14 protein-coding genes and 2 tRNA genes are annotated in these 14,962 nt (G+C 27.6%); 8 read left to right on the top strand and 8 right to left on the bottom strand.

Annotation, left to right across the window (positions count from 1 at the left end; genetic code table 11):
• Positions 1-100 precede the first annotated feature (100 nt).
• The 3 genes from J3E06_RS03655 to J3E06_RS03645 form a co-directional block, all read right to left on the bottom strand.
• A complete protein-coding gene (locus tag J3E06_RS03655) occupies positions 101-415 on the bottom strand; it encodes a hypothetical protein (protein ID WP_013179457.1) in 315 nt (104 codons plus the stop codon).
• Between the two features lie 20 nt (positions 416-435).
• Entirely contained in the window at positions 436-1,803 is a 1,368-nt protein-coding gene (locus tag J3E06_RS03650) for a rolling circle replication-associated protein (RefSeq protein WP_157209387.1), read from the bottom strand.
• Positions 1,804-1,874: 71 nt separating this feature from the next.
• Positions 1,875-2,105, bottom strand: a complete 231-nt coding sequence (locus J3E06_RS03645; RefSeq protein ID WP_013179455.1) for a hypothetical protein — start codon at positions 2,103-2,105, stop codon at positions 1,875-1,877.
• A 440-nt stretch (positions 2,106-2,545) separates the two neighbouring features.
• Here J3E06_RS03645 and J3E06_RS03640 point away from each other — a divergent pair, with 440 nt between their 5' ends.
• Positions 2,546-3,160, top strand: coding sequence for a tyrosine-type recombinase/integrase (locus J3E06_RS03640; RefSeq protein ID WP_157209386.1), 615 nt, complete (start codon positions 2,546-2,548; stop codon positions 3,158-3,160).
• A 69-nt stretch (positions 3,161-3,229) separates the two neighbouring features.
• The gene (locus J3E06_RS03635; RefSeq protein WP_013179453.1) at positions 3,230-3,946 is read left to right on the top strand and encodes a hypothetical protein; all 717 of its coding nucleotides are present in this window, start codon (positions 3,230-3,232) and stop codon (positions 3,944-3,946) included.
• A 164-nt stretch (positions 3,947-4,110) separates the two neighbouring features.
• Here J3E06_RS03635 and J3E06_RS03630 read toward each other — a convergent pair whose 3' ends face one another.
• The 5 genes from J3E06_RS03630 to J3E06_RS03610 all read right to left on the bottom strand — a co-directional run bounded on the left by J3E06_RS03630 (position 4,111) and on the right by J3E06_RS03610 (position 6,700).
• On the bottom strand, positions 4,111-4,296 hold the full coding sequence (locus J3E06_RS03630; protein ID WP_013179452.1) for a 30S ribosomal protein S27ae: 186 nt from the start codon (positions 4,294-4,296) through the stop codon (positions 4,111-4,113).
• A 98-nt stretch (positions 4,297-4,394) separates the two neighbouring features.
• On the bottom strand, positions 4,395-4,697 hold the full coding sequence (locus J3E06_RS03625; protein ID WP_013179451.1) for a 30S ribosomal protein S24e: 303 nt from the start codon (positions 4,695-4,697) through the stop codon (positions 4,395-4,397).
• 380 nt (positions 4,698-5,077) lie between these two features.
• Positions 5,078-5,596 (bottom strand): GTP-dependent dephospho-CoA kinase family protein, encoded by a 519-nt coding sequence (locus J3E06_RS03620; protein WP_013179450.1) that lies wholly within the window; start codon positions 5,594-5,596, stop codon positions 5,078-5,080.
• Between the two features lie 19 nt (positions 5,597-5,615).
• Positions 5,616-5,807 (bottom strand): transcription elongation factor subunit Spt4, encoded by a 192-nt coding sequence (gene spt4 / locus J3E06_RS03615; RefSeq protein WP_013179449.1) that lies wholly within the window; start codon positions 5,805-5,807, stop codon positions 5,616-5,618.
• Positions 5,808-6,130: 323 nt separating this feature from the next.
• Entirely contained in the window at positions 6,131-6,700 is a 570-nt protein-coding gene (locus J3E06_RS03610; RefSeq protein ID WP_013179448.1) for a DNA-directed RNA polymerase, read from the bottom strand.
• 499 nt (positions 6,701-7,199) lie between these two features.
• On the opposite strand from J3E06_RS03610, the gene J3E06_RS03605 reads away from it, so the two are divergent.
• From J3E06_RS03605 to metG, 6 genes are all read left to right on the top strand, one after another.
• A tRNA-Arg gene (locus J3E06_RS03605) sits at positions 7,200-7,274 on the top strand.
• A gap of 83 nt (positions 7,275-7,357) precedes the next feature.
• Positions 7,358-7,432, top strand: a tRNA-Glu gene (locus J3E06_RS03600).
• Between the two features lie 593 nt (positions 7,433-8,025).
• Positions 8,026-9,753 carry a sodium-extruding oxaloacetate decarboxylase subunit alpha gene (gene oadA / locus J3E06_RS03595; RefSeq protein ID WP_013181105.1) on the top strand — a complete coding sequence of 576 codons (1,728 nt, stop codon included), beginning with the start codon at positions 8,026-8,028 and terminating at the stop codon, positions 9,751-9,753.
• A 239-nt stretch (positions 9,754-9,992) separates the two neighbouring features.
• Entirely contained in the window at positions 9,993-11,507 is a 1,515-nt protein-coding gene (locus J3E06_RS03590; protein ID WP_013181104.1) for an acetyl-CoA carboxylase biotin carboxylase subunit, read from the top strand.
• Positions 11,508-11,950: 443 nt separating this feature from the next.
• A complete protein-coding gene (locus J3E06_RS03585) occupies positions 11,951-12,370 on the top strand; it encodes a flagellin (protein WP_013181103.1) in 420 nt (139 codons plus the stop codon).
• 233 nt (positions 12,371-12,603) lie between these two features.
• Positions 12,604-14,715, top strand: a complete 2,112-nt coding sequence (gene metG, locus J3E06_RS03580) for a methionine--tRNA ligase (RefSeq protein WP_013181102.1) — start codon at positions 12,604-12,606, stop codon at positions 14,713-14,715.
• Positions 14,716-14,962 lie beyond the last annotated feature (247 nt).

Raw genomic sequence — 14,962 nt, 5'->3', positions numbered from 1 at the left:
TTAATTAATAATTTAATTATTAATTTTATTTATTTAAATTCTAAGTGGTAAATATCAATAAATAATTACTAATAAAATTTTTAAGAATTATAAATTTTAATTAATTTAGGTTATATTTACATTGTTTTTTAATTCTATGTTCAATCTTACGAGCTTGGTCTAATCCACAATATTTAACTTTATAATATGCAATGTTTTGTCTAAGTTTCTTTTTATTTTCTAATACGGCATAGTCAGAACGCCCATAATAAGCACTTAAAAGTCTTAATTTTACCTCGTTAGATACTCCAACGTACAACAATGTTTTATCTTGATTATAATACTTATAAACTCCTTCGTTCCGTTTTTCTTTACCTAAATTAATTTTATTAAATTTTTTAAACCCTGAAAATACTGGGTATCTTCCTCTTACCATTTTATCACCTGTTTATTAGACTATCCACAGGATAGTCCATTATTTAGGTTTTTCCAATGGATTTTTTTAATTTCATCATAAGGGATGCCCGTTTTAAACGCTTGATTTATTTCGTCAGTAAATTCCTCATCAGTCCATATTCCAACAAATTTATAATATTTTTCAGGTTTAGGTCTCTTCATCATTGCAGGTTTTAAAGATTTTGAAAATGTAAAAAATCTTTTATTCATTGCCCAATACATAGAACCGTCAAGTTCTGAATACAACGATTTAACCAAATATTTTTTTAAATATTCATTAGCGTTTTTGTATTCGCCTGTTTGGATTTCCTCAGGTCTTGCTCTTCCATATATCCAATTTATACCATCTCGCCTAATACTGTAAATGTGGGCTATTTGTCCCTGTCCACATCTTGACCATTCTTGAGTTATAACTCTTTGGTCTAATAAATATTTTTTTCCAAAGATTAAAATGTGGGCGTGGCACAATCCACTTTTAGTATATTCATAAGCTGCCAAATATACAGGTCTTCTGGATTTACCATTTACATCTTTATTTCTTTTTGATAAAAATGACATAAACCTATTGAATGCTTTACTAAAATGTTTATTTGCTTCGTAAATATTTCTAAATAATTTCGGGTCTGTGGTAAGTGTTAAATGTACACCTCGATTATATTTTATTGCTTTTTGTTCGAATATACAATTATATTGTGCCAATTGTCTTTTTAACTGTTTTGAGTTCGTAAAACGTGTAAGATATGGAAAAGTGATATATTTAGGTTTATTTTTATGATATCTTGTACGTTCTAAAACTAAATTTTGAGATGAGGCTTTTATAATATATTCTTTAAAATTTTCTAATAGTTCAGTCCTATCCTCTTCATTTAGCATATGTTTACAATTTAAATGTAGTATACTCTTAAATCTTTCCTTTTTTAATGATTTAATTTGTGGATTATTAACAATACCCGCCATTACCCTTATCTGGTCGGGCGTTATTGTGGGTTTATTAACATTTGTATTGTATTTGTTATTATTTTTTTTCTGTTTTTCAATGTGGTTTGAGTTTTTCATTGACGTAGAATAAAATAATAGACTGGTATTAGTATCACCCGCAGAAGCAGGTACAAAAACATCCTTAAATTTGTAGATTTTTTTATTCTTTAGGGCGTTCCTTACAGTAAATACGCCACTTTCAATATGATTATTTAATAATCTTCTTGTCTTCTGTGCAATTGCATTATTATTGCAATCGTCGTATTTATTAGAGTACATATTAACTATGTCTTTTATAGTGAATTCATTTGTTAATTGTGATAATATAATATCATTAATCCGTTTAAGCTCTAAGCTCGACACATAACCACCATTTGAGATTTTAACCAATTTTACAACCAATTTAAAAATATGAAAAAATGAGTAATAATTCACATATGTGAGAGTAATACTCAAAAAATCTAAAATAATGAGTTTAGCACAGTATCGTACAATTTATTGTATTGTTTTTCTGTGATTGATGACGAATTTAAAAAACCTTTAAAGAGCTTATCATATTTCACAAGCAACAAATTTTTATTATTGCTGTAAGTATCTAATAAAATAGCAGAATATCCAATAATAACATTAGAAATGTTTTTATTTACTTTTGATGTTTTTAATGTCTTTTTAATAGCGTTTTGTGTGTTCATAGTATCACCGTTTGAGAGTTGTGTTTAACCAAAACCATACAAAACTTTGAACTCGCTATTTTAACCATTAATTTTAAAAAAAGCACATTTTACAGTTATTTGACGTTAGTATATAAAGCAGACAAAATGTATAAATTGTCAGTTAAAAATTTCCGGACAAAAAAGCACCATTATGTAATTTAAAGATTTAAATATTTGGATATTGTATTATTGATATTATCTAAATTATGTATCCAAATATTTGAGTATGTATTTATTTAATTATTTAATTATTTGAGTATTCAATTATACATATATTTCAATATAAAAATATTTAAATAAATATATATTTTTATATAATTATATATAAATATTTACAAGGTTGAAAAAATAAACGATTAATTATAAATTAAATGAAAAATAAAAGAATAAACAATAACCAAAAAAGTAAATGGGAAACTATGCGGACAGATGTAATTAATACTCAAAGAAATCAAAATATCAATTCAAAAAATAAGCAATATCGTGTAAAAAAGCATTATTGCAAGGAATGGTTAACCAAAGAAGAACTTAAAGTGTTCATAGAAACTATAGAGTACAGCGAACATAAATTATTCTTTAAAATGTTATATGGTATGGCCTTACGGGTTTCAGAGTTGTTAAAAATAAAAGTACAAGATTTACAACTTAAAGAAGGAGTTTGTAAGCTATGGGATACTAAAACCGATTACTTTCAAGTCTGTTTAATACCCGACTGGCTTATTAATGATATCAAGGAATACATTGCACTTAAAAGTCTTGATAGTTCTCAGGAATTATTCAAATTTAACAATCGTAAATATGTATGGGAACTTGCTAAAAAATACTCTAAAATGGCAGAATTAGATAAAGATATATCAACTCACACATTTAGGAGAAGTAGAGCTTTACATCTTTTAAATGATGGCGTACCACTTGAAAAAGTTAGTAAATATTTACGGCATAAATCTATCGGGACTACTATGAGTTATATTAGAATTACTGTCGTAGATTTGAAACAAGAATTAGACAAAATTGATGATTGGTACGAATTATAATAAATTATACCCCAAATAATAAATGGTATAAAACATAAATAAAAGATTTAAAATAATATAAAGGATAATATGAACGAATTAAACGAATTAAAAAATCCGGACAAAATAGATGGTAAAAATAATAATACAAAAAATAATAATAATAATAATAATAAAGATAGTAATACAGAAAATAGTATAACCGAGATTATAAAAGCCGATAATGAAACACAGGACAATTTAAGCGATTTATGTGTATTAGAAGATATTAAAACTTTAAAATCAAAATATAAAGTTTATAAAACTTCAAAATACCTTACAAAGAAAGATATTAATAATATTATTGAAAAGGATTATGATGAAATAATTATGCCTCAATCAATTTATAAATTACTTAATGAAAAAAATAAAAGTTCAATGGAAAAGCTAAGACTATGTGGAATCATTGTAAAGACTACCGATAATGTTGGTCGACCTAAAAAAATTACAAAATATGATAAAGACAAGATAAAAGAGCTTCTTGTCGATGGTAAAAGTGTGCGTAAAACTGCCGAAATAATGGATATGAAAAAAACTACGGTTTGGGAAAATATTAAAGATTGTATGAATGAGATAAAAATTGAAAAGTTTAGAAAAATGATATATGAATATAAAGAATTACTTATAATGCAAGAACGTTATGGTTCTTATGTTGAAAGCCTTTTCTTAGAACTCGATATTTACATAAATAACGAAGATATGGAGAATGCTCTTGAAATTCTTAATAAAATAATAATCTATGTAAAATCCGAGGATAAAAAGGATTAAAAAAGTACATTGCGTATCCAATAAATAAAATTAGTAAATTATCAAATAAGTATAAAAAAGCTAATTAAACGTTAATTAAACGTTAATTTAAATTTTAAATAAAACTAAAATAGAATAGTATAAATTATAATTTAGAAATTATAATTGAATAATTATTTAATTAATTATTCTTCTTTTTCTGCTTTTTCGTTTTTCTTGTATTCCATGTATCCACATTTACCGCATGCGAATCTGTTTAAGTGTTCTGCCATAAATACGCCTTCTCCACATTTAGGGCATGATTTTTTTAATCTTTCTACTTTATCGCCATCAATTTTGTAGTAATCTGACTTTTTTGTTTTTTGTGCCATAATTTATTCCTCCTTATAATTAGGTGTAGTTATTATCTTTAGTATTTTTAGTATCTTTACTATTTTTATTTTTATTAATTTAATTATTACTAATGTAATTATTCTTGAGCTTCTTCTGCTTCTTCAACAATTTTATTTTTTTCGATGATTGATTTTTTTTCAATTGAATTCATAGCTTCTTCGCTTTCGTAAATTTTTGCATATCCGTTTGCTTCCATTTTACCGAATTCTTGTGCTAATTCATCGATTACTAATAATTCTTTGTTAGCATTTAAAATAGCTACTAATTTCATTTTAACATCTTTTACTGCAGGTGTAGCACCTTCGTATTTTAATGCGAATTTTACTTCTTTTCTACCTAATAAAGGGTTGTTTTTTTCTGAAACTACTTTTATGTCCATGATTTCACCATATTATTTTCATATATTATTTTTTTTCGAAATTTTAATGATATACGATATTTCTTATTATTTTAACATACTAAAATTTTAAAATATCTCAATCAAATAGCATTATAATATAAACAATATCATACGATACATACTACATACTACGTTAAGATATTTAAATATTAAGTCGTAATAGTCGAATAGATGAATAGTTGAATAAATATAATAAACATAATAATTATTATAATTATAATTTATTGTAATCCATATTCCATAACAATATACGATTATTTATAGTTATTTATTGGAATATCATATATTTACATAATTGTCATACATAATGATAATATTGATAATATTGATAATATTGATAATATTAAATATTCTTTTTATTAAATATTCTTTTTTTCAAATTTATCAATAATTTCATTAGCATAGTGTTTTAATTCTTCCGTTATCTTAACAACTACTACTCCTTCGTCAGGTTGACCATAAAAAATATAGCAACCTATTGGAAAGTATATTATTACAGGAATTGTTAATAAATCCTCTTCTCCTGCAACTATTAAAGCTACTTCTCTATCATCTATGTCAGATAAGTATTTAATTATTTCCATTGATGTTTGTGATATAGTACCTGCAGGGTTATCTACAGTATATACTTTTTTAAAGTTATATGAAATATCCACGGGAATATCTCTTTTAGTTTTAAAATCTAAAATTGATATTTTTGGAATTATGCCATATTCAATTAAATTTTTAGTAGTAATATCTCCTATAGAAATAATTAAATTATTTGATATAGATATGTCCTTAACAATTTTAAAAACTTCGGGAATATCTTTGTAAATTTTTCCTAAAGGTGTTTTTAAAATTGATTGTAATTCCTTCGTCATAATGTAATTGTTCATATAATCACGAATTTACAAATTATTTTACAGATAATGCGTATTTACCCTTAATATCCTTTTGAGCTATTTTTGCAACTTCTGAATTTACGGGGTCTAATATAATTAATAAACCTCTAATGTTTTCAGATGTTTCGTGTTGACATATTGGGCAAAAATCATCATGCGTAATATAATTACATTTTGTGCAGGCTTTTAATCCTTTTCTTGCCATAATCATCCTCTGTTTATTTTTTAAAGTATTAGTATAAGTATAATAGTCTTAGCATTAAAAACGAAAATAATAAAAAATTAAATAATTTTTAAAATATTATAATAATATAATGATAATAACATAAAATTAATATTCAACTTAAAAATTTATTTTATAATATGTCATTTGCATCATATTTCCTTTATTACGATACATATTCGTATTAGTGATATTTTTATTATTTTTGTCCCTATTATTTTCATTTTTATCCAATATCTTAAATTTAAATTAATTATTTAAATTATTTAAATATGTGATAAAATATGATAAATTAACCAAATTAATTAAAATTCTGCATTTTCCATTGTTTCTAATTTTTCATCTTCTAGCCATTCTAATTTACCGAGTGCTGGTTGCCTCATAGTTAAAGCTATTTTACTTCCTCTTTTTCTATCTTCTTTCAAACTAACTGCAACAATTCTTGCTCTTACTTTGTCTCCTTTCTCAAGAACTTTTCCAGTCTCTTTTCCGATAATAGCTTCTCTCTGAGGGTCAAATGCAACATAATCATCCATTACTTGCGAAATGTGTATTAAACCATCTAAAGGTCCAAGTCTTATAAAAGCACCAAACTCAACAATATCAACAATTTCACCCTCAATCATTTCATGAACTTCCGGTTCATAAGTAAGGATATTAAATGTGGTATCGTGGTATGCTGCACCATCACCATAGATTATGTCCCCTTCAGATATTTGGTCGATATCTTCAATTGCTAAGATGAAACCAAGGTCTTTGTCCAATATTCCTTCGTATTTTTCCATCAAAACCTTTTGAACATTGTCTTTTAAAGGATTTCCAAACATTTTTGGAGGAATTCTTATTGTATCTTCAATAGTTAATATTTTGTACATGTAAACACCTCTCTCTTTTAAAAGCCGGGGCATAAAATAAAGAGCATATATTTTTTTAAGATTCATATAATTTTATAATAAGATGTAAGATTAAACATTAATAGTTAATAAAATTATTCAATAAACTTTAATTAATTTAATTAATTAAATATAAAACAGTATCGATAACACTATATTAGTAATATCATAACTATATACTAATTTTATAATATATAAATACCATACCTAAAAATATGATTAAAAAGATATTCTCATTCAAATAAATCTATCAAAAAAATGTAAAAAAATGTAATATGTATGTAAAATTTATCAAAGTTTACATACTTAGGTTTAAAAAATAAAAATATTAAATAATTCAAATATTTAGTAAAATAAATCAACGAAACATTTATATATTATGTGTACTATCCTATAGTATGCTCTTGTGAGTTAGTGAAGTAAAACAGAAAACAAGACATACAAACGAATTAAATATAATGTTAGTTCGATTTTTTAAAATGGGCCCGTGGCCTAGTCTGGATACGGCACCGGCCTTCTAAGCCGGGGATCGGGGGTTCGAATCCCTCCGGGTCCGCTCTTTAAACATATGATAATTATTATTCTATTATAATGATTGTAAATTACCGCATAAGGACTTTTAGCTAATGCTATGGCGTTGCTCCAGTGGTGTAGTCCGGCCAATCATGCGGGCCTTTCGAGCCCGCGACTCGGGTTCAAATCCCGGCTGGAGCACTTTTTTTATACACGATTTTTAAATTCGTATATTTGAATATATTTACTATTGTATATTGCATACGGTATATTACATACAGTAATTTGTAATATTACACAGGACATTATACACAATATTTGAACTAATTTTCATTTGATGAGTAATGTGTATTTTGGCAATAAATCAAAAATTAGCAAGATTAAGACATTTTTCTAAAAAATTTTTATGATTTTACAATAATGTATAAATATAAAATTTAACATATTCCATTGAGAAACATATTAAATCTAAATATTTAGATAATACTTTGATAATGTTATTATCATTACTCATAAATATGATATTGTAAATCGACAGTCTACTAATTTTAATCTTTAAATTTTATGTAAATTTTATATCATAGATAATTATAAATCAAATGATAAGAAATTATGAAATAATAAAATAAATAGTAAAAATATTATTAATATCAAAAATAAGTATATCATTATTAATTATTATATTTTTATTATATCATATTATATCATATTTCAATTAGATTTGTACTTAATTATCTGTATTAATGACGACTAAATCCTATTACTAATAGAGATATTATGATTAGAGGGATAAAATGGTTAAATCCGTAAAAATAACAGACACTACTTTTAGAGATGCCCACCAATCTTTAATGGCTACCCGATTAAGGCTTTCAGATATGTTGCCAATAGCTGAAAAAATGGACGAAGTAGGCTTTTACTCGATGGAAGTTTGGGGAGGGGCTACATTTGACTCCTGTATCCGGTTTTTAAATGAAGACCCGTGGGAAAGATTAAGGGAATTAAAAAAGAAAATAACTGAAACACCATTACAAATGTTATTGAGAGGTCAGAATTTAGTCGGATATAGACATTATTCAGATGACGTTGTTGAAAAATTTGTAAAAAAATCTGTAGAAAATGGTATCGACATTATACGTATATTCGATGCACTTAATGACGTAAGAAACTTAGAGTACCCTATAAAAGTTGCAGTTGAATGCGGTGCTCACGTTCAAGGTGCTATATCATATACTACAAGCCCAGTTCATACAATAGACCAATATATCGAACTTGCAAGGAATTTTGAGGAACATAAATGTGATTCGATATGTATTAAAGATATGGCGGGATTATTAACTCCATTTGATGCAAAAGAATTAATCAAAAGACTTAAAGAAGAAGTTTCAATACCTATTGATTTACACAGCCATTGTACGGCAGGTATTGCACCAATGACTTACATTACATCAGTTGAAGCAGGAATCGACATATTAAACTGTGCAATTTCACCTTTATCAATGGGTACTTCACAGCCCCCTATTGAAAGTATGGTGGCATCGTTAAAAGACACAGAATACGATACCGGTTTAAATTTAGTTGCTTTAACAGAAATTAGAGACTATTTTGACGAGATTAGAAACAAGTATAAATATTTGATAAACCCGATATCTGAAAGAGTTGACGCAAGAATTTTAAGATACCAAGTTCCAGGAGGAATGTTGTCTAATTTAGTATCCCAGTTAAAAGAACAGGGTGCTATAGACAAGTTTGAAGAAGTTTTAAACGAAATTCCAAATGTAAGAAAAGATTTAGGATACCCGCCATTGGTAACACCTACATCTCAGATTGTGGGTACTCAAGCTGTAATGAACGTTTTAACTGGCGAAAGGTACAGAATTATCACGAATGAAGTTTCTAACTACGTAAGAGGATACTACGGAAAAGCTCCTGCAAGTATAGACAGAGACCTTATTAAAAGAGTATTAAAAACTGGCGAAAAACGAATTGAATGTAGACCTGCAGATTTACTCGAACCAGAATACGAAAAAAGAGCAAAAGAAGCAAAAGAAAAAGGTCTCATTAGAAACGAAAAGTACGAAGTGGAAGACATATTAACTTACACGTTATATCCACAAGTTGCGGTTAAATTCTTAAGAGGGGAAGCTGAAGAAGAGCCTATCCCTGAAGAAAAAGAAGTTTCAAAATTCTCAGAAATACCTACAAAATACGTTGTTGAAGTAGACGGTGAAGCTTACGAGGTTAAAGTTGAACCTGTTTACGGCAGTGAATATAAGAAACCTAAAACGGAAAAAATAGATTCGGAAACCGAAGGGGCTGTAAATTCACCATTTAGAGGAATGGTCACGAAGGTTAATGTTAAAGAAGGGGCTGAAGTAAAAGCAGGCGATACTATCATAACTTTAGAAGCTATGAAAATGGAAAACCCTGTGGAATGCCCTGTCGATGGAAAAGTTGAAAAAATTATCGTTCACGAAGGTCAATCTGTTAGCGTTGGCGATATTTTAATGATTGTAAAATAATTAAAATTAATTAAAACTAATTAAAACTAATTAAAATTAAAAAGTATATATTAAAAAATAAAAATTAATAGATTTAAATTAGATAAATATGACTAAAAAATATAAAATAATTATAATAAACCATAATCGTCTGATTTAAATCTATTTTATTTTTGAAATAATATAAGTCTATAATTATGTAATCCGATAATATAATCCGATAATTGTATAATTTTATAATATTATAATTGTGTGAAATCATGTTTAAAAAAATTCTTATTGCAAATAGGGGAGAAATAGCAGTTAGAATTATCCGTGCTTGTAAAGAATTGGGTATTAAAACTGTTGCAGTTTATTCTGAAGCCGATGAACATTCGTTATATACTGCCCTTGCTGACGAATGTTATAGTATAGGTGAAGCTCCAGCTTCCAAAAGTTATTTAAATTACGAAAAAATCCTTAAAATTGCTGAAAAAACTGGTGCTGATGGTATACATCCAGGATATGGATTTTTATCTGAAAACTCAAAATTTGCAGATGAATGTAATAAAAGAAATATTGAATTTATAGGCCCACCTATACGAGCTATTGAACTTATGGGTAGCAAAATTAATGCTAAAAAAACCATGAAAAAGGCGGGTGTTCCCGTATTGCCAGGTAGGGAAGAACCTATCGAAGATGAGGGGGAAGCAGCTAAAATTGCTAAAGAAATTGGATACCCAGTAATCATAAAAGCCTCTGCTGGTGGTGGTGGTATTGGAATGAGTGTCGCTAATGACGAAAGCGAATTAATTGACACAATTCAATCTACAAAATCTATTGCTCAAAGTGCTTTTGGTGATTCAACGATATTCATTGAGAAATACCTTGAAAAACCAAGACACATTGAAATACAGATTTTAGCAGATAAACACGGCAATGTTATCCATTTAGGGGATAGGGAATGTTCCATACAAAGAAGACATCAAAAAGTTATCGAAGAAGCCCCATCTCCAATTATGACCCCAGAATTAAGGGAAAAAATGGGGGAAGCTGCAAAAATTGCTGCTAAATGTATTGATTACTATAGTGCAGGTACAGTCGAATTTTTGTACAATGGTGGAGAATTCTATTTCTTAGAGATGAATACACGTGTACAAGTTGAGCACCCTATCACTGAAATTATTACTGGTGTGGACATTGTCAAAGAACAGATTAAAATAGCATATGGAAACAAACTGCCATATGAACAAAAGGACATTACATTTAAAGGGCACGCTATAGAATGCAGAATTAATGCTGAGGACTCAGTAAACGACTTCATTCCATCTCCTGGTAAAATTAAACATTACAGGTCTCCTGGAGGGCCAGGTATTAGAATAGATAGTGGTGTTTACGGAGGGGCCGAAATACCCCCATATTATGATTCAATGATTGCCAAATTAATAACTTTTGGTAAAAATAGGGACGAAGCAATCGTTAGAATGAAAAGAGCACTCTCTGAATATATGATATTTGGAATTATCTCAAATATACCATTCCATAAATCAGTTTTGGAAGAACAGGATTTTTTAAGTGGGGAATTGTCTACCCACTATATCGCAGAACATGAACAAGTACTTCATCAAAAAACTTTGGATTATGCTGTTGAAATTGCATATGAAGAAAAAAGATTCATTGAAAAAGTGTTCAGGGACGATAAAAAGACTGTGGCTATTGTAGGCGGTTTAAATGCATATATTACAAATCTTAAGAATAAAGATAAAAAACAATACTGCCCTAAAGAAAATGATTAAAAATGATTAAAAAATAAAATTAATTAAAACTAACTAAAACTAACTAAAATTTATTTTTATTTTTTATAGTATCTTTGGTTTCATTTTATAATATAGAAAAGTTTATATATCAGGTCAAATTTTATATATATTATATTAAGAGTAAAATTGTTATTTTTAAAAATTATTTGTATATAGAGTCTGTGGTCTAGTTGGCTATGACATCGCCTTGACTCGGCGAGGATCGGGAGTTCAAATCTCTCCAGACTCACTTTATCTCACTTTTATTTTAGTCTATATTTAATATTTTTATATTTAATAGAATTTTTTAAAAAAATTTTTATATTTTAAAAGCTACTTTATAATTATATAATATTGTTTATATATTGTTAGCATATGCGTAATATGATATTGCATATAAATACCATATATAAGTATCATATATTACTATAAAAGAGGATAATATGGGATTTTCACAAGTCGTAGGCATTTCCAGCCTTGTTATTATATTGTTAGCATCTTTATCTATGGTTTATATAGCAACAGACCATAATTTTGAAAAAGTTCTCACTTCACAAGACGAGCATTATGAAAACATAATTACAAAAAATAACGAAAAGATATTAATTAATATTGCAACAGTAGATACTGGAAATATCAATAATACCATACTTAATATCACAAATACGGGTAATACAATAATAGATATTAGTAAACTATCTGTTTTAAAAAATGGTGAGCATTATATTGTAAGTATGGGTAGCGGATATATTGCCCCACAAGAAACTGAGTTAATAACTATTTATGATATTAAAGCCATATCTACAGATAAAATAAGTGTCATTACGGAACACGGATATAAAAATAGTGCAAATGTGATATAATTCCATTTAATATGTTATTTTTTATTTTTATTTCATCTTTATTATTTTATTATTTTTATTAGGTTATTATGTTTATTCGTAATTTTTTTATTGTTATATCCGGTACTTCTTAATAATATATATTTCAAAGTTAATTTTTTAAATTTTATAAGATAATAATTATATATATTAAAAATAGTAATAGATTGTATAGTAATTATTATTAAGGCTTATATGGTGATATTATGGAAAATATGCAAAAAAAAGCTAATTTATTGACTACTGCGTTAGCATATACGAATGGACCTTTACATTTGGGTCATGCAAGAAGCACTTATATTCCTGCGGACGTATATAGACGATTTTTAAAATTAAAAGGTGAAGAAGTTTACCACGTGGGCGGTACGGATAACCACGGTGTGCCTATTACACTTACGGCTGAAAAAGAAGGTGTTAAACCGATAGATATTGTTGAAAGATACCACAATGCAATTAAAGCTGACTTAGATACTTTAAACGTGGAATTTGATAATTTTGGACAAACGCACAGCGATGTACATATTGAAACTTCTCAAGAATTTTACAGAGAATTAAGAAAAGCTGGCTATATATATGAAAAAGAAATCGAACAATTTTACTGTCCTAAATGTGATAAATATCTTGCAGACAGGTATGTAGAAGGTTTATGTCCGTTTTGTGGCGGTGAAGCAAGAGGAGACCATTGTGAAGTTTGTGGTAGACACCTTGAACCTACAGAATTAAAAGAACCTTATTGCGTACATTGCAATACTACGCCAGAATTAAAAAAATCGACACATTATTTCTTTAAATTAAGTGCTTTAAAAGGCGAATTAATTGAATACCTTAATTCAGCTGAAAAAATGCCTGAACACGTTAAAAACCTTGCTTTAAATTGGGTTAATGAATTACACGACTGGGATGTTTCAAGAAATTTAAAATGGGGTGTACCTATCCCTGACTGTGATGACCAGGTAATGTACGTATGGTTAGAAGCCCCTATCGGATATATCTCATTTTCTAAAGCTTTGGGCGATAAATGGGAAATCCTTTGGAAAGAAAATAAAGAAAATAAAGAAAATAAAAAAACTAACAACAATAATGAAAACAATAATGAAATAATTCATTTTATTGGGAAAGATATTACAGTACATCACGCTGTATTTTGGCCTGGAATGTTAGAAGGTGTCAACAAAGTAAATGGTTATAAAATGCCTACTGCGGTTGTAAGTGGGGGATACCTTACCTTAGAAGGTAAAAAAATGAGCACCAGTAAAAATTGGGTTGTTTGGGTTGCCGACTTTGTTAAAAACTTCAATACGGACTATTTAAGATACTTCTTACTTGCAAATGCTCCACTTTATAGGGATACAGACTTTTCCTGGGACGAATTCCAAAAAAGAGTTAATACAGAATTAATTGACAATATCGGTAATTTCACACACCGTTCATTAGTCTTTGCAAATAGAAAATTTGAAAAAGTGCCATTAGTTGATGAAAATCAGTTGCTTGACGTTGATAAGGCATTACTCTCAAAAAGTGAAGAAACAGTTTTAAAAGTAGATGAATTAATAAGAGAATTTAACTTTAAAGATGCACTTATGGAAATAATCCTTTTGGGAAAAGAAGGAAACGGATATTTCCAATCAAATGAACCATGGGCAATTGAAGATGAAGAAAGGCTTAAACAAGTTATTTACACGTGCTGTAAAGTTGTAAAAAGTCTTACTTACTTGTTATCGCCATTTATGCCTGAGAAAACTTCTGCACTTTTGGGATTAATGAATGAAGAAAATGATTTAAAACTTCGAGGAAATGAACTTAAAAAACCAAAAATTTTATTCCCAAAAATTAGCGATGAATCAATTGAAATGATGAAGAAAAAACTTGAAAAATTGATAAAAGCGGAAGAAAAGAAAAATAAAAAAATTGGTAAAAACAATAATAATAAAAAAGATGAAAATAAAAGTAGTCAAGGAAAAGATAATAAAAATAAAAATGGTGAAAACATGTGCGAAGAGAATACCCTCGTTAGTATTGACGACTTTGCAAAAATCGACCTTAGAGTTGGTAAAATCGTTGAAGTTGAAGAAGTTAAAAGGTCAAAAAAATTATACAAAATTATGGTTGATATTGGAACAGAAACAAGACAAATCGTTTCCGGCTTAAAAGGAGACTACGAAATCGACGAATTAGTTGGTAAAAAGATTATTGTAATCTGCAACTTACAACCTGCAAAATTGTGCGGTGTTGAATCACAAGGTATGTTATTAGCTGCTGAAGATGACAGTATTGTAAGTTTATTAACCTTGGACAGAGACATTGAAATAGGTTCAAAAATTCATTAATTTTGTTAATTAAACCTATTTTATTATTTTTTAATTATTGATTATTAATTATTAATTATTTAACTTTTATATTTTATTTTAGTTTATTTTCTTTATTTTCTTTATTTTTAGATTATATTTTACACATATTGCTATTATTAGTTAAAACTCAATAGAAAACTGAATATAATACGATATTCATAAATATATATAATAATTTCTATAATTTCTATAATTTCTATAATTTTTAATAAATATTTTCATTATA

Origin of the sequence: Methanococcus voltae (genome assembly GCF_024807655.1) — an archaeon.
GTDB lineage: Archaea > AGJL01 > Methanococci > Methanococcales > Methanococcaceae > Methanococcus > Methanococcus voltae_D.
This window is presented reverse-complemented; position numbering and strand designations above follow the sequence as displayed.